29 protein-coding genes are annotated in these 26,749 nt (G+C 71.4%); 16 read left to right on the forward strand and 13 right to left on the reverse strand.

Going from position 1 to position 26,749, the window contains the following annotated elements; all coding sequences use genetic code 11:
* The first annotated feature begins 11 nt into the window (after positions 1-11).
* Positions 12-920, forward strand: a complete 909-nt coding sequence (locus ABZ374_RS14935) for a Gfo/Idh/MocA family oxidoreductase (RefSeq protein WP_360310828.1) — start codon at positions 12-14, stop codon at positions 918-920.
* 74 nt (positions 921-994) lie between these two features.
* A complete protein-coding gene (locus ABZ374_RS14940) occupies positions 995-1,483 on the forward strand; it encodes a hypothetical protein (RefSeq protein WP_360310830.1) in 489 nt (162 codons plus the stop codon).
* A 25-nt stretch (positions 1,484-1,508) separates the two neighbouring features.
* Here ABZ374_RS14940 and ABZ374_RS14945 read toward each other — a convergent pair whose 3' ends face one another.
* Both ABZ374_RS14945 and ABZ374_RS14950 read right to left on the reverse strand, forming a co-directional pair.
* Positions 1,509-1,937 carry an ankyrin repeat domain-containing protein gene (locus ABZ374_RS14945; RefSeq protein ID WP_360310832.1) on the reverse strand — a complete coding sequence of 143 codons (429 nt, stop codon included), beginning with the start codon at positions 1,935-1,937 and terminating at the stop codon, positions 1,509-1,511.
* 95 nt (positions 1,938-2,032) lie between these two features.
* Positions 2,033-2,503, reverse strand: a complete 471-nt coding sequence (locus ABZ374_RS14950) for a hypothetical protein (RefSeq protein WP_360310834.1) — start codon at positions 2,501-2,503, stop codon at positions 2,033-2,035.
* 189 nt (positions 2,504-2,692) lie between these two features.
* Here ABZ374_RS14950 and ABZ374_RS14955 point away from each other — a divergent pair, with 189 nt between their 5' ends.
* On the forward strand, positions 2,693-3,580 hold the full coding sequence (locus ABZ374_RS14955; protein ID WP_360310836.1) for a hypothetical protein: 888 nt from the start codon (positions 2,693-2,695) through the stop codon (positions 3,578-3,580).
* A 195-nt stretch (positions 3,581-3,775) separates the two neighbouring features.
* Complete coding sequence (pip, locus tag ABZ374_RS14960; RefSeq protein ID WP_360310838.1) at positions 3,776-4,738, forward strand: prolyl aminopeptidase; 963 nt, start codon at positions 3,776-3,778, stop codon at positions 4,736-4,738.
* Positions 4,739-4,763: 25 nt separating this feature from the next.
* Here pip and ABZ374_RS14965 read toward each other — a convergent pair whose 3' ends face one another.
* Positions 4,764-5,621, reverse strand: coding sequence for an aminoglycoside phosphotransferase (locus ABZ374_RS14965; RefSeq protein ID WP_360310840.1), 858 nt, complete (start codon positions 5,619-5,621; stop codon positions 4,764-4,766).
* A gap of 265 nt (positions 5,622-5,886) precedes the next feature.
* Between ABZ374_RS14965 and ABZ374_RS14970 the strand changes: the two genes are divergently transcribed.
* Both ABZ374_RS14970 and ABZ374_RS14975 read left to right on the forward strand, forming a co-directional pair.
* Positions 5,887-6,378 carry a DUF1877 family protein gene (locus ABZ374_RS14970; protein ID WP_360310842.1) on the forward strand — a complete coding sequence of 164 codons (492 nt, stop codon included), beginning with the start codon at positions 5,887-5,889 and terminating at the stop codon, positions 6,376-6,378.
* 62 nt (positions 6,379-6,440) lie between these two features.
* Complete coding sequence (locus ABZ374_RS14975; RefSeq protein WP_360310844.1) at positions 6,441-6,932, forward strand: GNAT family N-acetyltransferase; 492 nt, start codon at positions 6,441-6,443, stop codon at positions 6,930-6,932.
* A 73-nt stretch (positions 6,933-7,005) separates the two neighbouring features.
* On the opposite strand, the gene ABZ374_RS14980 is transcribed toward ABZ374_RS14975, so the two are convergent.
* Entirely contained in the window at positions 7,006-7,980 is a 975-nt protein-coding gene (locus tag ABZ374_RS14980; protein WP_360310846.1) for an acetylxylan esterase, read from the reverse strand.
* A gap of 262 nt (positions 7,981-8,242) precedes the next feature.
* Here ABZ374_RS14980 and ABZ374_RS14985 point away from each other — a divergent pair, with 262 nt between their 5' ends.
* The 4 genes from ABZ374_RS14985 to ABZ374_RS15000 all read left to right on the forward strand — a co-directional run bounded on the left by ABZ374_RS14985 (position 8,243) and on the right by ABZ374_RS15000 (position 10,908).
* Positions 8,243-8,707 carry a VOC family protein gene (locus ABZ374_RS14985; protein WP_360311055.1) on the forward strand — a complete coding sequence of 155 codons (465 nt, stop codon included), beginning with the start codon at positions 8,243-8,245 and terminating at the stop codon, positions 8,705-8,707.
* 305 nt (positions 8,708-9,012) lie between these two features.
* Positions 9,013-9,537 carry a hypothetical protein gene (locus tag ABZ374_RS14990; RefSeq protein WP_360310848.1) on the forward strand — a complete coding sequence of 175 codons (525 nt, stop codon included), beginning with the start codon at positions 9,013-9,015 and terminating at the stop codon, positions 9,535-9,537.
* A 41-nt stretch (positions 9,538-9,578) separates the two neighbouring features.
* Positions 9,579-10,334, forward strand: coding sequence for a class I SAM-dependent methyltransferase (locus tag ABZ374_RS14995; RefSeq protein WP_360310850.1), 756 nt, complete (start codon positions 9,579-9,581; stop codon positions 10,332-10,334).
* A 61-nt stretch (positions 10,335-10,395) separates the two neighbouring features.
* A complete protein-coding gene (locus tag ABZ374_RS15000) occupies positions 10,396-10,908 on the forward strand; it encodes a GNAT family N-acetyltransferase (protein WP_360310852.1) in 513 nt (170 codons plus the stop codon).
* On the opposite strand, the gene ABZ374_RS15005 is transcribed toward ABZ374_RS15000, so the two are convergent.
* Entirely contained in the window at positions 10,869-11,387 is a 519-nt protein-coding gene (locus ABZ374_RS15005; RefSeq protein WP_360310854.1) for a hypothetical protein, read from the reverse strand. The genes ABZ374_RS15000 and ABZ374_RS15005 overlap by 40 nt on opposite strands.
* Positions 11,388-12,577: 1,190 nt before the next feature.
* Here ABZ374_RS15005 and ABZ374_RS15010 point away from each other — a divergent pair.
* Positions 12,578-13,033 carry a nitroreductase family deazaflavin-dependent oxidoreductase gene (locus tag ABZ374_RS15010; protein ID WP_360310856.1) on the forward strand — a complete coding sequence of 152 codons (456 nt, stop codon included), beginning with the start codon at positions 12,578-12,580 and terminating at the stop codon, positions 13,031-13,033.
* 832 nt (positions 13,034-13,865) lie between these two features.
* On the opposite strand, the gene ABZ374_RS15015 is transcribed toward ABZ374_RS15010, so the two are convergent.
* The 4 genes from ABZ374_RS15015 to ABZ374_RS15030 all read right to left on the reverse strand — a co-directional run bounded on the left by ABZ374_RS15015 (position 13,866) and on the right by ABZ374_RS15030 (position 16,796).
* Positions 13,866-14,117, reverse strand: coding sequence for a DUF6247 family protein (locus ABZ374_RS15015; protein ID WP_360310858.1), 252 nt, complete (start codon positions 14,115-14,117; stop codon positions 13,866-13,868).
* Positions 14,118-14,194: 77 nt separating this feature from the next.
* Positions 14,195-14,773, reverse strand: coding sequence for an HD domain-containing protein (locus tag ABZ374_RS15020; RefSeq protein ID WP_360310860.1), 579 nt, complete (start codon positions 14,771-14,773; stop codon positions 14,195-14,197).
* Entirely contained in the window at positions 14,766-15,227 is a 462-nt protein-coding gene (locus tag ABZ374_RS15025; RefSeq protein ID WP_360310862.1) for a hypothetical protein, read from the reverse strand. Before ABZ374_RS15025 ends, ABZ374_RS15020 begins: the two co-directional genes overlap by 8 nt.
* A gap of 237 nt (positions 15,228-15,464) precedes the next feature.
* Complete coding sequence (locus ABZ374_RS15030; RefSeq protein ID WP_360310864.1) at positions 15,465-16,796, reverse strand: helix-turn-helix transcriptional regulator; 1,332 nt, start codon at positions 16,794-16,796, stop codon at positions 15,465-15,467.
* Positions 16,797-17,369: 573 nt separating this feature from the next.
* Here ABZ374_RS15030 and ABZ374_RS15035 point away from each other — a divergent pair.
* Entirely contained in the window at positions 17,370-17,588 is a 219-nt protein-coding gene (locus ABZ374_RS15035) for a hypothetical protein (protein WP_360310866.1), read from the forward strand.
* Positions 17,589-17,803: 215 nt separating this feature from the next.
* On the opposite strand, the gene ABZ374_RS15040 is transcribed toward ABZ374_RS15035, so the two are convergent.
* The 3 genes from ABZ374_RS15040 to ABZ374_RS15050 form a co-directional block, all read right to left on the reverse strand.
* Entirely contained in the window at positions 17,804-18,796 is a 993-nt protein-coding gene (locus ABZ374_RS15040; protein WP_360310868.1) for a helix-turn-helix domain-containing protein, read from the reverse strand.
* A gap of 257 nt (positions 18,797-19,053) precedes the next feature.
* Positions 19,054-19,560 carry a DinB family protein gene (locus ABZ374_RS15045; RefSeq protein WP_360310870.1) on the reverse strand — a complete coding sequence of 169 codons (507 nt, stop codon included), beginning with the start codon at positions 19,558-19,560 and terminating at the stop codon, positions 19,054-19,056.
* Positions 19,561-19,715: 155 nt separating this feature from the next.
* Positions 19,716-21,344, reverse strand: coding sequence for a hypothetical protein (locus ABZ374_RS15050; protein WP_360310872.1), 1,629 nt, complete (start codon positions 21,342-21,344; stop codon positions 19,716-19,718).
* 490 nt (positions 21,345-21,834) lie between these two features.
* On the opposite strand from ABZ374_RS15050, the gene ABZ374_RS15055 reads away from it, so the two are divergent.
* The 4 genes from ABZ374_RS15055 (at position 21,835) to ABZ374_RS15070 (ending at position 25,648) form a co-directional block, all read left to right on the forward strand.
* Positions 21,835-22,413 carry an HIT domain-containing protein gene (locus ABZ374_RS15055; RefSeq protein WP_360310874.1) on the forward strand — a complete coding sequence of 193 codons (579 nt, stop codon included), beginning with the start codon at positions 21,835-21,837 and terminating at the stop codon, positions 22,411-22,413.
* 716 nt (positions 22,414-23,129) lie between these two features.
* Complete coding sequence (locus ABZ374_RS15060; protein ID WP_360310876.1) at positions 23,130-23,657, forward strand: TetR/AcrR family transcriptional regulator; 528 nt, start codon at positions 23,130-23,132, stop codon at positions 23,655-23,657.
* Positions 23,658-23,771: 114 nt separating this feature from the next.
* The gene (locus tag ABZ374_RS15065; protein WP_360310878.1) at positions 23,772-24,782 is read left to right on the forward strand and encodes an alpha/beta hydrolase; all 1,011 of its coding nucleotides are present in this window, start codon (positions 23,772-23,774) and stop codon (positions 24,780-24,782) included.
* Positions 24,779-25,648, forward strand: a complete 870-nt coding sequence (locus ABZ374_RS15070) for an alpha/beta hydrolase (RefSeq protein ID WP_360310880.1) — start codon at positions 24,779-24,781, stop codon at positions 25,646-25,648. The genes ABZ374_RS15065 and ABZ374_RS15070 overlap by 4 nt, the downstream gene beginning before the upstream one ends.
* A 51-nt stretch (positions 25,649-25,699) precedes the next feature.
* On the opposite strand, the gene ABZ374_RS15075 is transcribed toward ABZ374_RS15070, so the two are convergent.
* Positions 25,700-26,710 carry a hypothetical protein gene (locus tag ABZ374_RS15075; protein WP_360311057.1) on the reverse strand — a complete coding sequence of 337 codons (1,011 nt, stop codon included), beginning with the start codon at positions 26,708-26,710 and terminating at the stop codon, positions 25,700-25,702.
* Positions 26,711-26,749 lie beyond the last annotated feature (39 nt).

Here is a 26,749-nt window from a genome sequence, read left to right on the forward strand (position 1 = left end):
GGAGTGGCCCGATGAAGGTTGGCGTCATAGGTCTGGGCGACATCGCGGAAAAGGCGTACCTGCCCCTCGTCTCGACCCTGCCGGAGCTGGACCTGCGCCTGTACACCCGCACACCGGCGACGCTGCGCCGGGTCGCGGAGACCTACCGGGTGCCCGTCGAGCACCGGTTCGCCGACCTGGACGGGCTGCTCGCCGAGGGCCTGGACGCGGCCTTCGTGCACGCGGCGACCTCGGTGCACCCGGAGATCGTGACCCGGCTGATCGAGGCGGGCGTGCCCACGTACGTGGACAAGCCACTGGCGTACGCCCTGGACGAGAGTGCGCGCCTGATCGAGCTGTCCCGGGCGCGCGGCGTGGGCCTGATGGTCGGCTTCAACCGGCGCCATGTGCCGGCGTACGTGGAGAGCCGTGCCCTGCCGCGCGACCTGATCACGATCCGTCGCAACCGTGTCGACACCGCACGCGAGTTGCGTACGGTCGTCTTCGACGACCTGATCCACGTGGTCGACACGCTGCGCTTCCTGGCCCCGGGCGAGATCGAGCACGTCGACGTGCGGGCCCGGGTGGTGGACGGGCTCGCCCAGCACTTCGTGCTGCACCTGGCCGGCGCGGGCTTCAGTGCGATCGGCACGCTCAACCTGCGCAGCGGCTCGAACGAGGAGATCCTGGAGGTTTCCGGTCGGGACGCCACGCGCGAGGTGTACAACCTGGCCGACGTGGTCGACCACCATCAGGGCCGCCCGACCACGCGCCGGCGTGGCGACTGGACCCCGATCGCCCGTCAACGCGGGATCGAGCAGGTGGTGCTGACCTTCCTGGACGCGGTCCGCACCGGCGTCTTTCCCGACCTGGACGACGCGCTGCGTACGCACGAGATGTGCGAACTGGTGGTCGGCGAGGTGGAGAAGCAACTCGGCTGAGTGCGACGGGCGGGATGCGGCGGCGTCGGTGCGGCGCCGGCGTCGGGCGGGCGATGCGTCGGATGAGGAGGGGAATGGGCCTGCGGGCGGAGTTGGCGCCACCGATGGTCGAGCCGAGCCGACTGGCCGAGGTGGCCGCCGGGATCGAGCGGATCGGTGAGCTGATTCGAGGCGGGGGCGGATCGGGCGCGGTGGAGGCCGCGTTGGCCGACTTTCGGGCGGCGACGGGGCACGACTATCCGATCGGGGCCTTCGTCGAGTACCACGGGTCGCGCACGCTCGCGGAGTTCGCGCTGGAGGCGGCCCGACCGGCCTGGCCCCGGGTCCCCGACATCACCCGGGCGGAACTGGTGGAGATCGTCCGGCGAATCCTGGCCGGCGACGCCGAACCAGACTGGTATCTCCTGGTGTTGACCGTGAACGTGCGGCACCCGGCGGTGAGCGACCTGATCTTCGGCCGGTCTGCCGAGGCGGACGGTCCGTTGTCGGCCGGCGACGACTTGCTCGGAGTTGCCGAGGCGATCGTGGACGAGGCGTCGGCCCATCGCCCGATCGTGCTGTGATCGCCCGCGGGTCGGTCGGGCTCGCTCAGCCGGTTCGGGGCGGGCGCGCGCCGGCGGCCAGGAGGGCGGCCACCGTCTCCGGGTAGGGGCCCCCGGCGGCCCAGTCGATCGGGGCGTGGCCGGTGCCGTGGTCCTCGCGGAGATCGGGATCGGCGCCGTGCGCGAGCAGCGCCCGGACGGTGTCGGTGTGTCCCCAGCAGGCCGCCGCGCACAGCGGGGTGCCCTCGGAGCCGGTTCCGCTTTCGGTGTCGGGCGTCGCGCCGGCCTTCAGGAGGACCAGCACCACGTCCGCGGCCCCGTGTACGGAGGCCGCGTACAGCGGCGTGGTGCCGGCTCGGTCGGCCTGTTGCGGGTCGGCGCCCGCCCGGAGCGTGGCGCTCACCTCGGCGAGTCGGCCCAGGCCCGCCGCTCCCACCAGCAGATCCGACAGTCGCTTGCGCTCACGATGGTTCACGCGGGTGAGGGTAGTGGGCCGGCCGCGAGCGTGCCCGTCAATATTCGGCGGGGCCTCGCGACCGGCGCGGGGGTGGGCACGGGCGGAGTACCTGCTCAGTGGCCGGCGTCCGCCGCGCCGTCGTGTGGCCGGGGGCGGGCCGCGCGGGCGGCGGCGACTTTCGCGGAGGTCTCCACCCAGGTGTCGCGGTACTCGCGGTCGAGCCGGTCTCGCCGGTCCTGGGAGAGGTGGTCGAGCGCGGGCAGCAGGTCGCGTTGCTCGTGTACCAGGAGGCCGTCCATCGCGGACGCGGCGTCCTGCGCCTCGTCGTGGAATCCGGAGCCGTTCGGGCCGAGTCGCTCGGCCGAGTCGAGGAAGCCCTCGATCCGGCGGGCCTGCGCGATGGCGTCGTCGACATAGCCGCTGCGGTGCCCCTCGGCGTCCCGGACGGCCGGATACAGCACGCGTTCCTTGGTGGCGAGGGTGGCCCGGATCGCGTCGTCGGCCTCGTCGAAGAGGGCGATGGTGCTCTCCGGGGTGGCCCGCCACCGGCGGATCAGCTCACGAAGGTTGCGGTTATCCAGCACGGTTGTCTCCTTGCGCGTCGACTCGACTCATGCGGCCGTCGGCGCGGAGACGGCCGCGACCACATCCCGTGCCACTGCCCCTTTGGGGCCGGATCATCCCTTGACCGGCGGGGGAGGGGCCCTCGTCCGCCCCGATCCCGGGCTGCCGCCGGCTGCGGAGGGGATCGATGAGCCGGCATGGTGGTGCGGGTGACTCAGCCATCGCGTAATCGACTCGCCCGGTTCCTCGTCGCCACGGTCGCCGCCGCCGTGCTGCCGGCCGCGGCGGGCTGCTCATCGGAGGATCCGGTTCGATTCAAGGAGGGCGACCGCTCCGATTCCGCCGAGGAGACGTCCGGCACGGCCTTCGCCGAGGCCACGTTGACGCCGGAAGTTCCGTTGGGGGCGCCGCAGTTGACCGCCGCCGCGGAGACCATACGCAAACGCGCGACCTCGGCCGGCCTGGTGGTGAAGACCGTGACGGTCCGGGACGGCGTGTTGGTGGCGCGGGTCTCGTCGAGCAAGTTCGGCGCGGATACCAGGCAACGACTCGCGGCGATCGTCGGAGTCGGGCAGTTGACCGTGCGTCCGGTGAACAGCGTGACGCCGTTCCCGCCCGCGACCGGGGGACCGGGCAGCGGCACCACCCCCACGGGCGGACCCGAATGCGGTGACCCGGCGGCGCCGAAGGCCGATCCGCCGAGCGCGGAAGTCGTGGTGTGCGATGGCAAGTTGTCGGAAAAGTACGTCCTGGGGCCGGCCGTGCTCACCAGGACCGACATCGCCGGGGCCGAGGCCAGGACGACGGAAGCGGGCACCTTCGCCTGGACCGTGATCGTCAAGTGGACGAACTCGGGTCAGGTCACCTTCACCCGGCTCACGTCCGAGGCCGCCGGCGGTCGACTGCCCACCGATCGCATCGCGATCGTGTGCGACGGCAGGCTGCTGGTGGCGCCGAGTGTGCGGTCCGCGATTCCGGGTGAGGTGGTGATCTCCGGGACGTTCAACGAGGCCGAGGCACGCCAACTCGCCGGGACCATCGACGGTGGAGTGTTGCCTACCGGGTTCAAGGTCGACTCGTATGTGGAGGGGCGGTAGCGGGCGGGCCGTCGCGGGCGGGCGGTAGCCCTGCGGGCGAGTCGGAACAAGGCTTGTTCGCAGGGGCGTTGGTCGCCGGATCGGGCCTCGGTGTCGCCGGCTCGGGTGCCTACGGGCGATCATGGTCGCTGCCTTCGCGCGGTTTTGCCGCTCGAAGGCACCCGAACACACATCCCTGCTCGCAAGGAGCCACCCATGACCTCCGCACGGCCATATCCCCCCATCGAGCCCTACGAGCACGGAATGCTCGACGTCGGCGACGGCAACCACCTGTACTGGGAGACCTGCGGCAACCCGGCCGGCAAGCCCGCCCTGGTCGTGCACGGCGGGCCCGGATCCGGCTGTTCGACGGGTATGCGGCAACAGTTCGATCCGCAGCGCTATCGCGTCGTGCTCTTCGACCAACGGGGCTGCGGGCGCAGCACCCCGCACGCGAGCGACCCCGATACGGACATGCGGTCCAATACCACCGAGCATCTACTCGCGGACATCGAACGACTACGCGAACACCTTGGGGTGGAAAGGTGGTTGCTGTACGGCGGCTCGTGGGGTTCGACCCTGATCCTGGCGTACGCGCAGCGCCACCCCGAACGTGTCTCCGAGATCGTCATCCCGGCCGTCACCACGACCCGCCGCTCGGAAATCGACTGGCTGTATCGCGGCGTCGGCCGCTTCCTGCCCGCCGAATGGGAACGCTTCCGCGACGGCGTCCCACCCGCCGAACGCGACGACCTCGTCGCGGCCTACGCCCGCCTGGTCGAAGACCCGGACCCGGCGGTCCGCGAGCGTGCCACCAACGCCTGGTGCACCTGGGAGGACGCGGTCGTCGGCACCGAACCGAACGGCCGCCCCGACGCGTACTCCGGCCGCCCCACGGCCGCCCGCGCCGCCCTGGTTCGCATCGTCACCCACTACTTCGCCCACGGCGCCTGGCTCCCGGAAGGCATCCTCCTGGCCAACGCCGACCGCCTCGCCGACATCCCCGGCGTCCTCATCCACGGTCGCCTGGACCTCAGCAGCCCCCTCGACACGGCGTGGGAACTGGCCAAAGCCTGGCCCGCCGCCACCCTGACCACGATCTCCGACGCCGGCCACCTCGGCAGCCCCACCATGCGCGGCGAAATCCAAGCCGCCCTGACCCGATTCGCCACCCGCTGACCCGACGGGGACTCGAAGCCCCGCTCTAGGCCCACAAGTCCGCCCAGTGGCGGGCGGCTTGGGCGATTTCGGCCGCGCCCCAGACGTCGTCCGCCGCGTATTCCTCCCAGCGTCGCGCCTCGGCGCGGGTGAACGTGCGGACGCCGTCCGGGGTCGCCGAGCGCCATCCGGGGGTTCGGGACACCCAGGACCGTGCCTGTTCGGGCGTGTGGCCGCCGGCGGAGACCAGTCGCAGGCCCCACAGGGCCGGATCGATCCAGGCGGGGCCGAGGGCGGGCCAGGCCCAGTCCACCAGGCGGGCTCGGACGCCGTCGACCAGGAGGTTGCAGGCGGCCGGGTCGGTGTGCAGCAGGCACGTTCCGGACAGCAGCGGCTCCTGGTCCGGGTCGCACCAGTAGCCCCAGCGGTCCCACGCACTCGGCAACCGCAACTCCGGTGCCGGACAACCGCCCAACTCGGCAAGGGCGCGCACGACCAGGGGCAGGTCCGGCGATCCCGGGGCGTAGTCGGCGTGCCGACCCACGATCCCCTCGAACGCCAGCAGGTGCCATCCTGCGACCTCCAACCGCCACAGCACGCGTGGCGAGCCGGCGGGCAGGAAGGCGTTCACCCTTTCCTCCTGGCCGAGTTCGTCGACCGGTCCCCAGGCCGACCCCCACCAGCCGGGCCCCGCACCGGAGATGCCCCCGACGGGTGCGGCGTCGTGTGCCCGCTGGGCCTTGACGAACACGGTCCGCCCGTCGGGGAGGGTAAGCACCGCCGAGGCACCGCAGTTCGCCCCACCGACCGCGTCCACCACCGCCGGCTCCGCGCCCAGCCGGCCGCTGACCGCGTCGCGCGCCGCGACGGGCAGCCGATCCCACGCCACGCGGGCGATCGTCACGGCGCCGGCGGTGGCGGATGCTCGGGCGGCGCCGGCGGGTTCTTGTCCGGCGACCTGGGCCCGGGCGGACGCCCGGGATTGTCCGGGGTCGACGGACCGCGCGGAGCCGTACGCGCCTTTCGCATCATGCCCGCAGCGTAGACGGCGCGCCCCCGTCGGGCCAGGAGTACGGAGTACGGCCCGGGTAGGAGACCGCGATCGTGGTGGTGTCGGGTGGGGGTGGTGTGATGGGGGAAATCTTCGATGGGTCGGGGACGGAGGGGTGATGGGCGGGCGGGGTGTCTTGTTTGCGGTGACGGAAGTGGACGGCTCGCGGCTCCTGGCGGCTGTGGACGACGCGGAGGTGATGGCGGTTGTCGAGGAGGTCGAGGAGCGCTGGGAGCCGGCGTGGTTGGTGGAGGTGGACAAGGCCTGGGATGCGCTGCATCGGTGTCTGACGGACGGCACGTTGACCTATGACGGTGGCGAGTATCCGTTGTCGCACGCGATTCTCGGTGGGTATCTGTTGCACGAAGGGGACGAATATGTCGTTTCCTATGTGGCTCCGGACGAAGTGCGGGCGGTCGCCGCGGCGTTGGCGCCGTTGCCTGCCGAATGGGTGCGGGAGCGGTTCGGGGCGCTGGAGTTCGTGGAGTACGACGGGGCGGCCGACGAGGACGATATCGCCTACACGCAGGGGTTTTTGCCGGGATTGAGGGATTTTTATCGGTGTGCCGCGGACGCGGGGCGAGCGGTGATCTTCACGGTGGATCCGTAGCCGGCCGGGCCGGCCTGCGCAAACGGGTTGGCAGTGGGCCGGTGGCCCGGCAAGCTGGGACGATGTTGATCAGGGAAGCCACCGAGGGTGACTGGGCAGGTGTCCGGCCGTTCTTTCGGGAGATCGTCGCCGCCGGCGAGACGTTCACGTATCCGCTCGACCTGGATGCGGACGAAGCTCGTGAGTGGTGGTTCCTGGCCGCCCCGTCGCGGACCGTGGTCGCGGTCGAGGAGAGCGGGGCGGTGCTCGGCACGGCGAAGATGAATCGCAATCACCTGGGCAACGGCTCGCACATCGCCAGTGCGAGCTACATGGTCGACCCCGCCCACTCGGGACGCGGGGTCGGGCGGGCCCTGTGCGAGTACTCGATCGCGTGGGCTCGTGCGCAGGGGTATCGGGCGATGCAGTTCAACGCCGTGGTCGAGACGAATGTGTACGCGGTGCGGCTGTATCGCGACCTCGGGTTCGAGCTGGTCGGCACCGTGCCGGAGGGCTTCAAGCATCCGAAGCATGGATATGTCGGGCTGCACGTCATGCATTTGGCGCTGGTTTGAGCAGGTGCCGACGGCTGCGGCGGGGCGCGGCGTGGTGGTCTGCTCGGTTCTCGACGCCGCGCCCGATTCGCGGTCAGGTGCCGAAGGCGGTGTGCAGGTAGCTCAGCCGTACGCCGTCCTGGAACGCGCCGCCGCCCTCGTGGCCGTTGAACGGGTAGACCTCCATGCGCTTGGTCGCCGGGTAGTGGTGGTAGGCGGTGAACACCGTGGACGGCGGGCAGGTCGTGTCCATCAGCGCCGCGCTGAACAACGCCGGTGCGGTGGCCCGGGTGACGTGGTTGACCGCGTCGAAGTAGCCCAGCGTGCGGAACACTTCGTCGGTGTGGTCGCGGTGGGCCGCTAGGTAGCGGGCGAGTTCGCCGTATGGGCCGGTCGCGGCGATCTCGGCGCCTCGGCGAAAGTGGCACAGGAACGGGACCTCGGCCACGACCGCGGTCAGGTCGGGGACCAGGCCGGACGTGGCGAGGGCGATGCCGCCGCCCTGACTCTCGCCGACCATCGCGATCCTGGTCGGGTCGACGGCCGGGTGGCTGCGGGCCGCGGCGACGGCGCGTACCGCGTCGACGAACACCCGGCGGTAGTAGTACAGGTCCGGGTCGGTGATGCCGCGGGTCATGAAGCCCGGATGCGTGGAGCCGCCGCCCGCCGGGGCGTCGTCGCCGGTGTCCCCGCTGCGCCACACGCCGCCCTGGCCGCGTACGTCCACCACGAGGTGTGCGAACCCGGCTGCGGCGTACAGGAGTTGCTCGTGCGGTAGGCCACGTCCGCCGCCGTAGCCGGGGAATTCGACGACACAGGGGAGCGGGTCGTCCCGCCGCGCGGGCAGGAGCAGCCAGGCGTGTACGCGCTGGCCGGCGTATCCCGCGAAGGACACGTCGTACACCTCCACCTGGGTCAGCGGGCCGGGCTCGGACGTGAAGGTCGGGTCGAGGGGGTGCGTGTCGGCCTCGGCGAGCGTGCGGGCCCAGAAGGCGTCGAAGTCGTCCGGTCGCCGAATTGCCGGCCGAAAACCTTCCAGGTCGGTCAAGGGCAGGTCGCTCAAGGGCATGCCGGGTCCTCGTTCCGTGCGAGTACGTCGTCGGGTGCGCGGCTCGTGCACCGTCGCCTGCCAATTCTCGGGGCGGTGGGATCGGGATGATCACGGGGGCCGGGTCGGCGGTGCGTTGCGGGTGGTGTGCAAGACGCCCCGGGCGCCGGCCCGCGCTTGACACCCGGCCCTTCCCCGTCGAAGATCGACGGCGGCATCGAACGTCGGCACCGGTCGGGTGCGGCGCACGAGGTGTCAGGTGATGCCTTGGAGGCATTCCACCGTGTCGATCCGGTTGAATCACACCATCGTCCTGTCTCGGGACCGGCAACTCGCCGCCGAGTTCACCGCCGGGCTTCTGGGCCTCGAAGTCGGCTCACCCGCAGGGATGTTCCTGCCGGTGGCCACCGCCAACGGCGTGACATTGGACTTCGCCACCGTCGCGCCGGAGACGATCTCGGCGCAGCACTACGCATTCCTCGTCTCCGAATCGGAGTTCGACGCGATCCTCGGACGCTTGGTGGCTGCGGGGGTCCGGCACTACGCGGATCCGCGACTGAGCGAACCGGATGCGATCAATCATCACTACGGCGGTCGGGGTACCTACTTCCTCGATCCGAGCGGGCACTACCTGGAGATCATCACGCGTCCGTACGGCGACGGCGACGGTGATGTTGGCGCGGGCGAGGGCGGCACGGTCGGATCGGCTGCGGTCGAGGGCACCCCTGAGGCGAACCCTGACGTGTAACGGGGCCACCAGGCCGCCGATCACGGCCCCGAGGAGGACGCGGATCCTTGCGCGGTGCCGCCGGTACCCCCGACTCCCAAGGTCGCCAGGGGTGATCCCTGGGACGTAGGTAATCCTCGGGATAGGCGTGAGGACGTACTTTCGTAACCCCCCGAGTGCGTCGCCGGGAGTAGTACCCCTAGGGGCGGGTCCTCCCCAAGCAGTAACAGGAGTACCTACACACGACTGATTCCGTGCTGCTTGATCGCCCCTAGATTTAAGGAGCCGAAGACGTGGATCAGTGGAAGAAGAGGACCGGGGGACCCATGAGCGCCGCAACGAGGTCGGGGACAGTAGCCGCGTTCATGCGTTTCGTCTTCTTCGGCGGTGGCACCGGACTCGCGTCGAGCGCCGTGCTCGTGGCCCTGTCCGGGCACATGTCCATCATCGTCGCCAACGCCATGGTGACCGTGGTCTTCACACTGCTGGCCACCGAGCTGCACAGCCGATTCACCTTCGGCGCGGGTCGGGCCCGGGGGCGGGTCCACCTGCAGTCGGCGCTTTCGGCGGGCGTCTCCTACCTCTTCACCACCGGCGCGATGTTGGCCCTGCATGCGCTGCAGTCGGCTCCGGGCGTGCTCAAGGAGCAGGCGGTGTATCTGACCGCCTCCGGTGTGGCGGGGGTCGCGCGGTTCCTGTTCCTGCGGTTCGTGGTGCGATCCAAGGCGGTTGTGGCGACGGTGGTTCCGGTGGTCGTGCCGGTGGTCGTACCGGCCGTCGCCACCGTTGCGCTGCCGGTGGTGCGGGAGCGGGCCGCGTTGACCCGTGGGTCGCTCGTCGCGACCGCGTAGGTTTCCAAGTTTTCCTGGCACGTTCGAACGGGAGTACCGGTATGACCAGCGCCGCTGCCGAACACTACGAGCGGCTGCTCGCCGAGAACTACACCTGGATGTTGGGCGGCGACCTGGCCCCGATCGTCGCGGGGCAGGGCGAGTTGCTGACCGAGCTGGGTATCGCGCCGACGCGGACGTCCGCGATCTCGGTGGACCTGGGGTGCGGGCCGGGCAATCAGAGTCTGGCGCTGGCAGAGCTGGGCTTCACCCGGGTCTTCGCGGTCGACACCAGTCGCCTCCTCCTCTCCGAACTCGCGGAGCACGCAGCCGAATTGCCGGCGATCGAGCCGGTGCACGAGGACATCCGCAAGGTGCTGCCGGGGCTCACCTCGCCGGGCGGGGTCGCGGCCGTCGTGTGCATGGGCGACACGCTCACCCATCTGCCCTCGAAGGACGACGTGACGGCGCTGCTCGGCGACATCGCGCAGGCCCTCGAACCCGGCGGCCGGCTCGTCGTCACCTACCGGGATCTCACCGAGACGCTGCACGGAATAGACCGTTTCATCCCGGTGCGAAGCACCGACAACCGCGTCCTGACCTGCTTCCTGGAGTATCCGGACGACGACACGGTCCTCGTCTACGACCTTCTGCACGTCCACGACGGCACCGCCTGGACCCAACACGTCGGCAGCTACGCCAAGCTCCGGATCGCCCCGACCTGGCTCGCCGACCGCTGTGCCGAGGTGGGTCTGGTCCCCGAACGCAACGAACCCGGCCCGGCCGGCCTGTGGGTGCTGGCGGCGCGGAAGGCGTGACGAGACGGGGCCCGGAAATCCGCATGCGGTTCGACCATTTGTCGTGATACTCCTGGCCCCCATGAAAAAAGATCTTGAAACGACTCGGCTCGTGTTGCATCCGCTGACCGTCCCGGAGGTGGAGCGGCTGGTGGCCGGCACACCGGTCGACGACGCGTGCTGGGCGGCCGGCTATCCCTCGCCCGGCGACGTGGCCGGCGGCCGGCGGTTCCTGGACACCTGCGCGAACGACGGTGATCCGGGCGCGTTCGGCAATTACGAGATTCGCCGCCGCACCGACGGGCGGGCGATCGGTGGGCTCGGCTTCCACGGGGCGCCCGACGCGAGCGGCGCGGTCACCATCGGCTACGGCTTGGCCCCGGAAGCGCGCGGCCACGGCTACGCGACCGAGGCCCTGCGCGAACTCCTGCGCTTCGCCCGGGAGGCGGGCGTCACCTGCGTCCGAGGCGACACCGCACGCGACAACGTCGCCTCCCAATACGTGATGACGGCCGTCGGCATGCAACTGACCAAGGAGGACCCCGACCTCAAGCACTACGCCATCTCCTGGCCGGAGCCGACACCGACCAGGTAGCGGGCACGCCGTATCGGACGCCGCGACGCTGCGGTGGTCGGGTCGGCCTTGTCGGTGAGGGCGCTCAAGGGGGCGGCGGTCGAGGTGTGGCCGCGTGTTCGGTGTGCCGCGCGCCGGCCATCCGGCGGGCGACTCTGCTCCCGGTCGCGGCGGTTGCGGGCGCGCCGCATCGGGCGATTGAGCGAGGCCACGATGCCTGCGACGCCGACCATGACGGCAGACAGTGTGGTCGCGGTCGTGGGGCCGGCCTCGTCGGCGAGCGCGCCAAGGGCATTGTTGGCCACGAGCAGCGCCGCGCTCTGGACGAGGGTGAGCAGCGCCTGCATCCGGGACAGGTGGGTGCCCGGTACGCCGGTCAGGACCAACAGGCCGATATGGCAGGCGAACATCCCGGAGCCGACGCCGAGGACGACGACCCCGCCGATCGTGGCGACGGTGACGGTCGGGGCGAGGGCGATCCCGCCGGCGGCGACGCACAACCCAGGGCCGCGCCCACACCGATACGACGGGCCTGGCCCCGGCGGGTGATCAGCAACGCGACCGCGATCATCCCGAGGCTCCGGCCACCAGCCCGGCGGCCCGGTCCCACCGTGCCGGCGCGTCGACAGGGCCCAACAGGGCCACCACCGGCAACAGGAACGCAGCCGCGACGGCGGTCGGCAGCAGCACGGGCCGCAGGACCGGATCGGCGAACGCAAGCCAGACCCCGCCAACGGCTCCGATCCCAGACGTTCGTCCCGAGGCGCACGTTCGACGTCGAAGGCGGCCCGGACGCAGACCAGTACGACGGCCAGGGCTGATCTGCGGTAGCTGGTTTTGGGACCGACCTGGTGGGTTCGGTGGGTGCGTTGTCGGCGGCAGCGCCGCCTCGGTGGCCACGGCCGACTGCACGCTGTTCGACGGGCGGGAGGTGGCGGGAGAGGCTGCCTTGGGTGGTGGTGTCCCCGGCCGCGAGCCCGTTGTGGTTGCGGCGGCGCGGGCGGGCAATGGTTGTCCGTCCGGCGGCTGCGGCACGCTTCAGGGGTGGTGCGTTCCATCTGCCCCGAACGAGGCCGACAGCACAACGGCCGGCTGCGCATCGGTCATCGGGGTCGGACGAGTCGATGCGGATCGGGTGGGCCGGATCTCGTACCCAGGCTCCGTGCGCCGGACAGGTCGTGGCTCACATTCCGGGGGTCGCGCACTGTGCGGTCGAGGCGGCCCAGGGTGGGATACCACGATTGCGTTCTTGTCGCGGGCGTATCCGAGTCGAGGGCGGAGCCCGCGTCGGTCGGTTTTTGTGCGGGCATGTTCAGCGGGCGGGTCTCGTGGAACGACTTTGTGGGGTAACTCCCGCATCGATCTGCGCGGTTCCCGTGGCGGGTTCCTGTTGCGCGGTGATGGCGCGTCGGGAGCGAGGTGCGGCCAGGAGGGTGGTCGGCTGCGGGGGTGAGCACGGTGGTGGTTTCTGTGCGTGTCGTTTGTGGCAGGGAGGGTTGTCCGACCTCGTGTCGGTCGGCGAGGATCGGCGGTTGGACGGCCTTGGCCCGGGTGCCGCCGGGCCGGGCCGGAAGTTCTCGACGGAAGATGTGGCTGGGATGTCGAGATCGGCGTGGCTGCTCCGTCCCAGGGGCAGATGCGATGTGGCCGGTGTGGCCGCACCGTTCCGTGTAGGGGAAGGACAGCACTCATGGCCATTGCCGAGGACCTCGACCGTGCTACCGACTCGCAGTGGGACTGGGTCGCCGAGCACACCCGCACGTATCTCGCCTCGGGCGGCACCGAAGGTCACGAGAGCAACGGCGTGCACACTCTCGTGCTCGCCACGACCGGACGCCGGACCGGTACGCCTCGCCGCACCTGCCTGATCTACGGCACCTCGGGCGGCGAGTACGTCGTTGTCGCCTCCAAGGGCGGTGCCGCAGAGAACCCGGCATGGTTGATGAACCTCGAGGCGGAACCGAGTGTCGGCGTGCAGGTCGGCACTCGCCGGTTCACCGCACGCGCCCGCGTCGCGTCCTCGGCGGAGCGGGCGTCTCTCTGGGCGCAGATGGTGGACATCTTCCCGCTCTACGACGAATACGCGCGGAAGACCGACCGCGAGATCCCGATCGTCCTGCTCACCCCACTGGATGGACCCGGATAGGGCAAGGTCGGGCTGCGCGGGGTCGGTTCAGGGTGGGCGCCGGCACCGGGATGAGTGAGGCTCCGGGTGTACGGGCGACCCTGGATCAACTTGTCCTGGCCGGAGCTTCGGATGCCCCGCCACCCCTGCGGAGATCGCCGTGGCAGGCCCTGCCTGTCGCTGACGGTGTCGGCCTTGATGGTGTGCTGCTTCTTCTTGCCGGAGACGAAGGCCCGCCGTCCGGGCCGGTTGGCCTTGGGCCGGCGGACCTGGGTCTCGGTCCCGTCGATCCGCAGGGTGATCCCTTCGGCTTCCGCGCAGGCGAACGCGCCCGCCAAGGTGCACAACCGCGCCCTGGGCGGTCGGGGACGGCGAGGCCACGCGCCGCCGGCAGCGGCAGGATCTCGCCGATGGCGCGGGAAACCATGGAGCGAGCCGGCCCGTACGGCTTGGCCGGCGCGGCGTACGGGAGCCCGGGGCGCAGGTGCGCAAGGACCGGCACCCGGTCGGTGAAGACCAGGTCGCACTTCGGTCAGGCGCCGGCCTCCCGCCGCCGCTCGGCGCCACGCCGCTCATGCGGAGCCGACTCGCACCAGGCAAGCCGCGGGCCCGCCAACTCCTCGACCGGATCGCCGAGATGTGAACGGGAGACGCCGCAGAAGGCAGGATGGGGCAAGGTCGCGCGGGCCCACGTCGCCATGGGCGCTGTTCACGTGGGCCGGCTTCGTCCGTGCAGTCGGCGCCCGCCGGTGCAGGTGGACTCGTCGCCGTGGCTCACGGGTGGCCTCGCCCTGCGCGAGGTCGGCCGGGACGGGGTGTCGACGGCCGGGCCGACGTTGATCCGCCGGAGCGCCTATTCGGTCTCCGGCCGGTCGGGGCTGCGTCGCATGCGGATCTCGGCCTGCCAGGGGCCGAGCATGTCGGCGAGGGGCTGGAGGTCGCCGTCGGCGTTCGCGGCGGCGAGTGCGGCCTGGTACTCCTCTTCGAAGTCCATGCGGAGGTCGTCCGGGAGTTCGGCGCGGATCTCGGCGGGGGTGGCGTGGTGGGTGCCGCCGAAGCCGATGGTGTGTTGGGGCCGGCGAGGGTCGGTGGTCTGCTCGTTCATGCCGCCAGGGTGGCATCGCGGTGGGCGTGACTGGTAGCCGGCGCGCACACAGGCGGAGCGCGCGCCGGCCACGCGCTCTACTTCGACTCGCCCATGGCCTCACGAAGCCAGGTGAGAGTCCCGGTCTTCAGCAATTCCTCGGCCAAGCGCCTCGCCGACTCGGTACGGATTCGCTTCTGGGAGTTCACGATCCACCGGTCCACGTTCTTGTGTCCCTGGTCCTGGTATTCCAGGGCCTGGATCAGGCACTCCAGCTTGTCCGCGTCGCCCGCGCAAATCGCCTCGGGCGTTTCGCGGGCCTCGTATTCGCCGATGATCGACCGCATCAGCGCGCCCAGACCGGCGGGCATGCCCTGGGACTGGTCGGCCGCGATCCGCTCGGCGTCGCCTTTGCCGACGTACTTCTGGCTGATGTGCGCGAGGTCGCCGGTGCGCGTCTCCCCGGTGTCGTGCCACACCGACAGGAGTGCGGCCTTCGCCGGGTCGGCACCCTCCAACTCGGCGATGATCGAGGCCAGGAGCGCGGCCCGCCAGGAGTGCTCGGCCACGGACTCCGGATCCTTGACGCCGGCGATCCACCACCCGGTCCGTTTGTGCAGCTTCAACGTGCCCGCCTCGAAGAGGAAGTTCGCCACCGCGCGGTCTTCGTCAGCCACCCCATGCCCCTTGCCTGTGGTCTACGTCTTCGACAGGCGGATGGCGTACCGGACCTGCGTCCAGCTCGCGCCGTGCCTGTGTGGACAGCGTCGCGCCATCCGACAGGACATCGACCCGTTCCCGCAGGACGTCCGTGTCGACGCCCGCCGCCTGGAGGAGGTGAGGGCGGACGGTGAACAGCGACCACAGGGTGTGGACGCACAGCTCGGAGAACCCCAACCCTGGTGTGAGGTGGCCGGCGAGGGGCGCGAGGAGGCGCCGCCCGCTCCAGGCCCCTGGGGTCACCGGCGCCGCCAGGAACGCGTCGTCCCCGTGCAGTTGCGGCAACTCACCGACCCAGTAGGCCCGGTAGTTCAGATTCGCGGTTTCCCCGGGGTCGCTGTCCACGAGGGTGTGTTCGATGAAGTTGGTCCTCCTCTCGGGATTGCCCTGACGGACGGCGACGGAGGCCACAGAGCGCGCGTCGAGCCAGTCGACAAGCCATCCCTGGCACGGCGGCCTCGCTGCTGATGCTGTATCCACGGCGTGGCGTCCGGCGCCGGGTCGTAGCCGACGAGATAGAGCGCCTGATGGCGGGTCAGGATGTCTGGGGGGCCGTTCGCGGTCTCGGCGGTTCGGCGAACCGATGTGAAGAACTGCTGCCGTCCGCCGTCCGCCGTTCGGCAGTTCGGGCGCTGTGTGGCGGATCGACTACGCGACGCTCTCTGCAAATCGCTCGCGGAACTCGCGCACCACCGGTGCGGACTCGTGCGAGGCGAGTTGCCCGGCCAGTAATGACAGCCGGGCGTTGCTGCGCGCCGAGTCGATGCCGACCGCGATGTCGAGTACCCGCGTCGCGACGCGAGCCGCCTCGTCGACCTCGCGGGCCTGGAGGTACGCCTCCGCCAGCCACGACAGATAGAGGGACATCTCCCTGATATGCGTGGTGTCGTACCGGTCGACGGCGGTCCGCAGCAGCGGCTCGGCACGTAGCGGCCTGCGCAACTCGGTGTAGCAGCGGCCGGCCATGACGTTCATCTCGTCGCGGTTCAGCCAGTACACCCACTCGGGATCCTCGCCCGGCCCGCTGCGCTCGAAGGCGTCGTCGGCGGCTCCGAGCGCCCGGTCGCACTCGCGGGGCTGGTCTGCTCGGGCGTGCGCCCACGCGACCCGTTCGAGGAGGAGCGCGCGCACACTGGCCGTCGCCTCCCCCCTGCCTCCGGCCGCTGCGGACCGGGCGACCAGCACGGCCTCGGTTTCCCGGCCGGTGTTGGCCATCTGGTACGACAGCGTGGACAGCAGGTTCGCGGCGAGAGGTCGGTCGCCGGCCCCGTGGGCGAGCCGGACGCCGGCGAGGTAGTCGCGTTCCGCCTGGGCGTGTAGGCCGAGGTCGGACGCCACCCAGCCTGCGAGCTGGGCGAGTTCGGCGCCGACGGTCAGCAACGCGCGGCCGGTCTCTTCCGTGTAGGAGCCCTCGCGGAGGACGCGAACGGTGTCGGCGAGTTCGCCTGCGATGGCGGGGTAGAGGTCGGTGCCGCCGACGATGTCGTCCATGCGTCGGAGATGGTCACCACGCCGGCGGATGGTGTCGGCGAGGGCGGCTCCGACGCGGCGGCCGGAGCGCATCTCGTACACCTGCGGCGTGTCGGCGAGCAGCCACTCGTGGGCGACCCGGGCGGCGAGTGCGTCGGCGTGGTTGTCGGTGAGGGCATGCGCCACGGCTTCCGCATCGGCCCGGCTCCACTCGTCGGTGCACCACGGTGTTGCCGAGCCCGGGACCGGGGGCGCGGCTTGGCCACGGCGTCCTCGCAGCGGGGCGGCGGCGGCTTCGAGTTCGTCGAGGCTGATCCCGAGGACGGTCGAGATCCACGGCAGCCACCGGGTGGGGAGCCGGACGCCGCGCTCCCACCGGGAGACCTCGTGCCTGGTCACCGTGGCGTCGCCGGACGCCTGGCACAGGAGATCGGCGAGACGCTGCTGGGTCCTGCCCTGCTCGCGTCGCACGCGTGCGATGAGCGTTCCGACGGTTTCGTGCTGGTGCATGGTTGCCCCCGACATAGTGCACATGTCGTGCTGCCGGCCAACAGTCTGGCCCACTCAGAGGCCCACATACAGGCTCCTCACCGAACCGGGGTGGAAGCGATTCCCTGGTCACCACGCTTGCGGCGACCAAGGAGTACGGAAATGGCGGCAACAGATCCCCCCGATCGAGTTCATGTGGGCCCATCCGGCGACTCCCACCGTCCGGTGCGGGTGAAGTTCCCGGATCGCGAGCCAGTGGACATGACAACCGACGAACTGGTCGCGCTCCAGCACGAGATCCGGGCGTACCTGCTGTACCGGGTCCCAGCTCCGCCGCTCGGCCGGATCTCGAACTCGGGCGGCTGAGGAGCCGCCCCATGGCCGCAGCGGTACGGGACCGCACGCGGCCTCCGGCCAGGCCCGCGCGTCCTGCCGCACCGCCCGGTCGGCCCCGGCCACCCACCCTGGGTCGGGTGACCAGGCCCGGCGGTGCGCGAATCACCGCCGGGCCCGCCTTCCCTCGCCCGGCCGCAGGTACCCCCGACGGCGGCCGGGCGAGGACCACCATCACTCACACCCAGGCTTGGAGAGGTCATGCCCCACTCGTCCCCGTGGACCATCGGCGACAACCTGTGGCGCAAACTCGGCGACGGCAACCACCACTTCGGCACCATCACCCGCGTCTGGCAGGACACCGACGGCCGATGGATGGTCGAGTACACCCGCGGCTGGAGCCGAGCAGCACGGGAAACCCACATCGCACCGGCCGACGAGATGTACAGCGCCAGTACGGCCCCCTCGCGGCCGGTGTGACCTACCCGAGCCGGACCTGCCATCGGTCCGCCGGCAACTCCTGGACCGCTGCGGGCCAACCGTCGCGCGAGAACCTGGCGACCTTCACGGCAGGGGCATCGGACTGCTCCATTCATCGTGTCTCGTCTCCATCCGCCCACCTCCACCTGCGTGGGGACTTCCCTTGGTGAAGCCGGTATTCGAATGGTGGAACTTTTCATATGGAAAAGGGAGTGTCACGTGTGTGGGGTAGGGGTGCGGCGGTAGGCGTCGGGGGTTTGGCCGGTCCAGCGGTGGAAGGCTCGGCGTAGGGCTCGGGCGTCGGTGTAGCCGAGGCGGCCGGCTATGGATTGGACGGGGAGGTCGGTTTCGCGGAGCAGGGTGCCGGCGCGTTCGTGGCGGACGGATTCGATTTCGTCGCGCCAGGTGGTTTCCAGGTCGCTCAGCCGGCGTTGGAGGGTGCGTGGGCTCATGGCCATGCGTTGGGCGACGAGTTCGAGGCTGAGTTCCTCGCCGAGGGCTTGGGCGACTTCGGAGCGGAACCTGCCGTGCCAGCCTGCTGCGGGGCGGGCGTTCTCCAGGACGTTGTCCGCGTATCGGCGCAGGATCAGGGCGAGTTCGTCGTTCGGGCCGGCCGGGCGTGGTGGTTCGGTGTCAAGGTCGAGGAAGGTCACCGAGTTGGTGCGGGCGCCGAAGTCGATGGCGCGGGTGCCGAACGCCTCGATCAGGTGTCGGTGGTTCTTCGGGGCCTCGTGGGCGAGGGCGACGTGGACGGGGACCACCCCCGGCCCGCGTGCGTCCCGGGCCCGCCTGAGCATGAGCGCCATCGCGAATTCGTCGATCACGGTCACCGCCGCCGGCGAGTAGGGCGCGATGCCGTACGTGATGGTCAGCCGCCGGTCCTCCTCGATCACCGTCATCTCGGCGCCCGGGTCGGTCATGGTCGGCAGGTAGCGGGCGGCGTCGCGGCAGCCGTCGGCGAACGTACCGCCGGTGGTGAACAGGTAGTCCCAGACGTGCAGTCGCCCCTGCGCGGCGGTCTCCGCGGTTCGGACGCCCGCGCCCGCCGGACTGCCGTGTGCGACCAGTTCCCAGAGTCGGACCAGGGTCGCGGTGGGCACACGCAACAGCGGATCCGCGAGCGTCTCCGGCTCCAGGCCCGGCAGATGCGCGAGTTCGCTGTGGGCCACCCCGGCCCCGAGCGCGGCATCTCGCACAAGGCGTGCCATGTGCGATGAAACCGTGTTGTCGATCACTGCCGGAGCATATCCGGATGGTCAAGCGCAATACAGATCCGGGAAGTGGCGTGGATGGTCCCCTGCTCGGCGTGAAGTGTCCCCCCGGTTTCGGGCAGCCGGATACGACTCGGCGGCGGTCGGGATCCGGGCCCGAAGGGCGGCTCGGATCCGCTGCCGCCGTGGGTCGCGCGGCCAAGGCAGGGCGAACGGGCCGACCGCAGCCATCGATGCCGCAGTCGGCGGGTGGGTCAGGGGCCGACCGTGCCGTCGATGCCCTCGCGGAGGAAGTCGGCGTGGCCGTTGTGTCGGGCGTACTCGTGGATCAGGTGCAGCATGACCAGGCGCAGCGACACTTCCTCGTCCCACTTGGCGTTGTGGCCGGTCACGTCGAGGGATTCGGCGGCGGCCTCGATCCGGCGCGAGTGCTCGATCTCGGCCTCCCAGGCGCCGAACGCCTCCGCGCGGGTGGACGTACTCGCGTCGTAGGCCACCTGGAAGTCGCCCTGGTCCGACCACACGAGCGGGATGTCCTCGCCGTTGATCACCCGTCGGAACCAGTTCCGTTCGACCTCGGCCATGTGTCGGACCAGGCCGAGCAGGGAGAGGGTCGAGGGCGGCATCGACTGGCGGCGCAGGTCTTCGTCGGAGAGGTCGTCGCACTTCATCGCAAGCGTCGCCCGGTGGTAGTCGAGGAAGCTGCGGATCATCTCGCGCTCGCCGGCGATCACGGGCGGCTCGGGGCGTTGGGTGGGCATGGGGGTGGCTCGCTTTCGGTCGGGGCGGGGGCGTGGGGCGGTCTTTTGGTGGGTGGGCGCGCGTAGACCACGGTCGGGCCGCGCGGGAGCATTGATTCTGCGCGATGTGGTCGGCCGGGAGTAGGCGGGGGCGGCTCGGGCTTCGGCGTGGGTTGTTACGGAGCGTATCCCTGGCCGAAGTCGCGCACGATGCGCTCGACGGCGCGCCGGGCGTAGGTGTCGGTGGTACCGGCCGGCCCTGCTGTTCGCGTCGCCGAGAATCTCGCGCAGCGTCCGGGCCGCGAGATCGGCGTGTTCGGGACCCAGGGCCGCGATTCCCGTCGCGGCGTCGACCCGGGCCAGGACGTCCGTCGCAGCCGAACAGGCGGCGGTACGCAGGGCCTCGGTCGCCGGCGCGACGTGCTCGGGGCCGCACCGGGCCAGGGCGCAGACGGCCGCGATCCGCACGCACGGGTCCGTGTCGGTCGCGGCCGGCACGTCGTTTCGGCGGACAGGATGCGGAGCAGGCGCGGGACCAGTGCGCTGCGATCGGCGGCGAGCCGGCCGGCCGTGACGCGAAGCGGCAACAGCCGTTCGGGGGCGGACCGTTCGAGCGGCGCCCGTCGGGTCGGTCGCGGTGTCCGTCGCCCGGTCGAGCCCGTCGCGTAGGCGGCGGCCGGCGACGCCGCCAATTGCAGACTCAGCGTCGACTTGCCCTGGCCGGCACCGCCGGTGATCAGCACATGGCGGTGCAGCCCGAGGGTCTCCTCGGCGGCCCGGGCCGGGGCCACCGGTTGTACGGCCGACTCCATCGGTAGGAACTGTCGCCTGTGGTGCTCCGCGTCGGGGCGGTTGCGCTCGTGCTTCCGGAACTCCTCGCGGACTTCGACCGCGGTGCCGGTGGTCGGCGCGCTGCGGGCCTGTTGACGTACGTAGACGGTGGCCAGGCCGTCGAGTGGCGCGTCGTACAGCCGGTAGGTGAAGTTGCGGGCGGCGATGGCCTGGGCGTGCAGCAACTCCCTTATGTGTGGCGCCAATCGAGGCGCCTGGTCGGTCGTCGCCGAGGGGTGTCGGTTCCACCACGGCACGATCCGGGCACCGTGGTCGTCGTTGCGTTGTTGCGGTGCGGGGAAGCCCGACTCCGCCAACACGCGGTGCAGATGGGCGTGCACGGTGGCCAGGTCCAAGGCCCGCGGCCCGCCCGGGACACCGTGCTCCAGGACGTCGGTCAACCGGCCGGTGAAGGCGGTGTATCGCTCGCCGACCGGGGCGACCGCCTGCCGGGTCGCCGACACCGCGGCCAGGACGTAGGTGCCCTCCACCCGGGAGAGTTCGGCAAGTCGGCTGTCCTTTGTGCCCATTGCGCCGGTCAGGGCGCGGCCGGCGAAGCAGCAGTCCAGGAGTACCGCCTTGGCGGGGACGCGACGGGCCGAGCGCAGCACGTTGCGCACGTCCTGGAACGGCAGTGTGGTGTAGGCGCGGTCGGGGCGGCAGTGCGGCAGGGACAGGAGCAGGTCCTCGGTGTCCGGCGAGATCAGGCCGTGGTCGGCGTAGTACGGCAGCACCAGGTCGGTCGCGGCGGCGGCCGCGTCGGTCAGCGCGTTCAGGACCTGGTCACGGTGTTCGGGTTGTTCGATCACCACACGGTTCTGCGCCGGCAGCCCCCACACCTGCGGATCGGTGAGCAACTCGCGCAGGCGGGCCAGGTTCCGGGCCACCGCCGGCAGCGGTGTCAGGTGCGCGAAGTCGTGCGAACCGACCAGGACCACCCGGGAGCCGTGCGGATCGTGTGGCGCGGCACTCACGTTGCCCAGGCCCGGCCGCCGCTTCGGTCGCCGATCCGCACACGCATCCATCCCCCTTGGCCGGCCGAGCAGTTCAGCGTAGTGGGAGTGGGACGGCCGGCAGGTACGTTCGTGGGACCGGGCGGCCGAGGGCCTGCTGTCGACGACCGCTCCGCAAGCGCCGATTCGTCGGTCGGGGTGTTCGGCGGGCGGGCCGAGTCACCTTCCGCGGCCTCCACTCGTACGGGTGGTCTTCCCCACGTTTGCGCAGGCTTCGGACGAAGTCGGAGCCGAGTCGGCCGGATGCCGCCGGAGAGTGCCGCCGAATCGGCGTGGGCATTGCCGGGCGACGTCCGTCGCGAGTGTGTCCCGGGCATGCTGCGGGCGGGTCACAGGCCGGATCGAGGCGTGACGTCCGTCCGAAGGCGATCGTTTCTTCAACCGAACGTTTGCAGCCGCAAGCAGGCTCTTGTCCCCGTTCGAGTTGGAGGCTGTCGTGTGTGGTTCCCAGGTGCCCGGACCCCGCCCGTTCGCCGCGTCGACCTGGCCGGAGCGGTACGCGCAGCCCGACGCCGGCGCCGGTTGTTCGATGTGCGCCAAGGACTTCACCGCGCCCGACATCGGCTGGGGGCTGTTGCTCAAGCGCGGCGCGTACGGCAACGCGTATCTGTGGCGCGCCGGTCGGGTACGCGGCTACGTCGTGGTGGTCTGGACCGGGGGACACGTCGCCCGATTGACCGCGTTGTCCGCCCGCCAACTCGCGGGCTTCATGGCCGAGGTGACCTCGGCCGGCCGCGCGATCGAGGCGCACTATCGGCCGGTGCCCAAACTCAACGTGTCCCTGCTCGGCAACGACATCCCGCACCTGCACGCACACCTGATCCCACGTCGCCCCGACGAGCCGACACCGGAACGCGTCCCGGCCTTCGCCCACTTGGACCACGACCGGCAGGACGAGGACCGGATCCAGTCCGACGCCGCGGCGTTGCGCGCGCTGCTGGCCCATACCGGCGCAACCGATGCGGCCGGCCTGGCGGACGACGCGATCGGAGCCGACCCGCCCGACCCGGGTGCCGCCGGTCGACCCTGAACGCGCCGGAGGCGGGTCGGCGCGGACCACGTACTGCGGCTCGCGTCGGACGAGGCCACCTCCCGACGCCGACGCCGACGGCGCGAGGCGGCCCTGCCGTGACCTGGTCCGTCCCGTCGTCGGCGTCGAGCTGCCGCGGTGAGCGTGGCCGCCGGGCTCGCCTACTCCCTGGACACCCGGCCGCGCGGTACCTCCGGCGAACTGCGCCGCCGGGTCTCCCGACGCGACGAACCGAACCCGGCCCGGACGCCGGGCGGCCTGACCGCCCTGCCCCCGGGCGACGCCGCCACACTCGGCCTACCCGTGGCCCCGGTGACGCCGCCGCGCTCCGCCTGCCCGTGGCCGCGCCGCGGTCGACGGCGAGTCTGCGCGCGTCGGCGTCGCTCGGGGCAGCCGGCTCACGGCGCACGCCCCGATGTCGTGCGGGCGGAGGGTCGCTGGTCGGAGGCTAGGGTCGGAGCGTGGACGCAACGCGGGTGCCGAAGGCGCCCTGCTCGCCGCGGTCGACGGATCCGGCGGGCTTCCCCATCCTCCCCGTCCCGATCAGGTAAGGACGTTCGCTCATGGGTGTTGTCGACGTGAACGCCTCAGGTGACGCAGGTTCCGTTGACGCAGGTTCTGCCGACGCAGGTGCCGCGGGCGCCGGGCAGGCCGGGTATCGGCGCTCGGCCGGCTCACCGCGTGGCGAGGCACGCCGGCGCGAGCTGCTCGATCGGGTGACCGAGGACCTCGCGGTCAACGGCCTCGTCGACTTCTCGTTGCGCCGGGCCGCCCGGGCGGCGGGGACCACGCACAAGGTGCTGCTCTACCACTTCGACGGTGCCGACGACCTGCTCAAGCAGGCGATTGTGCAACTGCGCGACCGGCGCATAGGCAAGTCGTCGGCCGCTGCCGGCGGCGGGTCGACCCGGTTGTCCCTGGGCGAATGGGTGCGCGTGGTGTGGCCCATCCTGGTCGGCGAGGAGGCGCGGGTCCTGGATCAGGCGATCGGCCTGGCGATGTACGACCCCGAGCGTTACGCGGAACTCGGTCGCGGCGCGTCCCAGCAGTATCTGCCCACCCTGCTGGCCGTCTGCCCCGAGCACTGGGCGGACCGACGCAAGCTGGAGGTGGCCGAGATGATCCTCGCGGTATTGCGCGGCTTCCTGGTCGACGCACGCACCAGCGGCGACCTGGACGGCGTCGCCGCCGGATTCGACGCGCTGACCCGAGCGCTGGAGCGCGAGGAGGCCGCCGACGCGTAGCCGCGACGGCCACCCGCGCAGCGCGCCGAAGGGCCGGGGAAGCGGTGTGGACAGTTTGCGAACCGCGTGGTTCACTTTTTCGAAGGATGAAGCGTCGTCCATGCGGAGGTCGGTGTGCCAACGTCCAGGGAACGCGAGAAGGTCCACTTCGTCAGCGGCGGGACACGGTGCGCCGCGTGGCACTATCCGGGAGACAACGGCGCCTGCGTGGTCATGGCCGGCGGCTTCGCGGTGACCAAGGAACCGGGCACCGACCCGTTCGCGAAGCGGTTCCACGAGGCCGGGTTCGGTGTACTGGCCTTCGACTACCGCCGGTTCGGCGAAAGCGGGGGGCAGCCGCGCCAGGTGGCCTCGATCCGCGGGCAACTCGCCGACTGGCAGGCCGCGATCGAGTTCGCCGGGACGCTGCCCGGAGTCGACCCGGCCCGGCTCGCGGGCTGGGCGTTCTCCGTCTCCGGCGGCCACGTCCTGCGCGTCGCGGCCCGCTCGCCGCGCCCGGCCGGACCGGGCCTCGCGGCGGTGATCGCGCAGACCCCGAACGTGGACGGCCCGATCGTGCTGCGCGCCGCCGCGCGGTACCAGACGTCCCTCGCGTTGTTGCGCCTCGCCGGTCGCGGAATCCTGGACGCGCTCGGCGGCGCGGTCGGCCGCCCGCCGCTGCTGGTGCCGCTCGCCGGTGCACGGGGCACGGTCGCGCTGCTCGCGACGCCGGACGCGCCGGAGGGGGACCGGGCACTGAACCCGGACAACATCCACCCGGACTGGCAGCAGGCGGTCGCCGCTCGTTCCACGCTCGCCCTCGGCTGGTATCGACCCGGACGGGACGCCCACCGGGTACGCTGCCCGATCCTGATCGTGGTGTGCGACCAGGATCGCACCGCGCTCGCCGAACCGGCCGTCGCGGTGGCGCGTCGGGCCCCGCACGCCGAACTGCTCCGGGTGCCCGGTGGACACTACGCCCCCTTCACGAGCGCGCACGAGCAAGTGGTCGAGGCCGAACTGACCTTTCTACGACGGCACTTGTCGAAGGCCGTTCCAACGGCCGCCGATCCGGCCGCCGACTTCGATCCGGCCGCCGCCGAGTTCGCCCCGGCCGCCGCCGACCCGCGAGGCCGAGCCCGATGACCCTGCGCGAGATCGAGCTGTCCGCCGGGACGATCGAATATCGGGACACCGGTGACACCCGAAGCACCGGTCCCACCATCGTGCTATTGCACGGCCTGCTGATGGACGCCTCCCTGTGGGACGGCCCGATCGCCGCGCTGTCCGCCGAACACCGGTGCGTGGCGCCCACGTTGCCGTTTGGTGCGCATCAGCACACGATGCGGGCCGACGCCGACCTGTCGCTGCCCGGAATCGCCCGGCTGGTCGCGGAGTTCCTCGACCGCCTAGACTTGGACGACGTCACACTGGTCGGCAACGACACCGGCGGCGCACTCGTGCAATTGCTGATCCGCGACGGCGCGACCGAGCGGGTGGGCCGGATCGTACTGGCCTCGTGCGACGCGTTCGACAACTTCCCGCCCGGCCTGACCGGCCGGACGCTGCTGCTCACCGGGAAGCTCTCGCCTCGGCTGTTCGGGCTGTTCATGCAACAGATGCGGCTCCGCCCGGTGCGCCGCCTGCGGATCGCGTTCGGGTGGCTGACCAAGCGCGGCGACGCGGTGACCGCCCGCTGGCTCGCGCCGATCCTGACCCGGGCCGAGATCCGGCGCGACGCGGTACGGATGTTGCGCGCGGCGGGCGCGGACACCGACCTCCTGCTCACCGCCGCCGAGTCGCTGCCCGCCTTCGACCGCCCCGCCCTGGTGGTCTGGGCGAGCGAGGACCGCGTGATGCCGCCCGACCACGGCCGCCGTCTGGCCGAACTCCTCCCCCGGGGGCGACTGGTCGAGATCCGGGACAGCTACACCCTCATCCCACTCGACCGTCCCACCGAACTCGCGCGAGCCATCCACGAGTTCACCGACACACCCGAGACGGCCAGATGATCCCGCCCCGGCACCCGCGCGCACCGGCGGCGTGCCGGGCCCACCCCCGTCTCAGCGCCCGGCCGACAACGGCGACCGACCACGACCGTCGCCGCCCATCCCGGCGCGATCGCGGCCCCGATCCCCATCCCGACCTCGATCCGGCAGCGCCCCCCGCACCAACACGCGCACCATCGCCACCCCCGCCCCCACCGCGATCACGTGCAGGATCGCCGCAGCGGCAAGGTTCTCCGGCAACGTCGTGTCCGGCGGGCTCGCGAGCGCCACATACAGGGTGAGCGGCAATTTCCAACCGCTCCAGGCGAACAGCGAGCCCGACCCGATCCAGCCCAGCGCGATCGGGAGCCGGCGAGCGAGCCTGCCCGGCCGGCCGCAGGCGATCATCGCGGTGGCAACGGCCGCCACCAGGGCCCAACTTCCCCAGAGCCCGGTCAGGATCCGCCAATCCGCGTCCCGCGCCTGCGGATGCGCGATGCCCCACGTGCCGCCGATCGCCCAGTACAGCCACACCACGCCGAGCCCGCCGCCCGACACCGCCGACCATGGGACGTGCCGCAGGCTCGACCGGCCGGCCGTGCCCCGATCCCGGACCGCATCACCGACCCGCCCGGCGAATACGTCCGGCCAACGTCGACGCAGATACGCGGGCAGCGCGAGCGCCAACCCCAACCCCATCCCGACGAAACCGAGCTGAATCAGGGCCGCCTCCCACCCCGGCATCGTCGCATCACCCGCACCGTCACCGGCCCCCACCGCCGATCCGTCGGCCGACTCCGAGTCGCCACCCGAGGACGCCCACAGCGAACTCAGCACCGCATACGGCAACACCGAAACCAGAAACCCGGTCCCCACCCACGCGCAGAACGCCAATGGAGCGCCCGGTATCCGCATTCCCCACGGGCGAACCAGCGCCAGGGCCACCGCGATCCCGATCGCCGCCATGCCCACCGTCGCCGTGTTGAGCACCACCCACTCGGCCGGGCCGAACCCCGCGCCGGTCGGCAACACGCCGATCAGCGAACCGATCACCCACGACGCCTTGATCACCGGATAGGGCGTCATCGCGAGCGCCGCTCCGTACGCCGCGACCCGGCCCACCCG

This window comes from Embleya sp. NPDC005971 (genome assembly GCF_040629175.1).
Classification (GTDB): Bacteria; Actinomycetota; Actinomycetes; order Streptomycetales; family Streptomycetaceae; genus Embleya.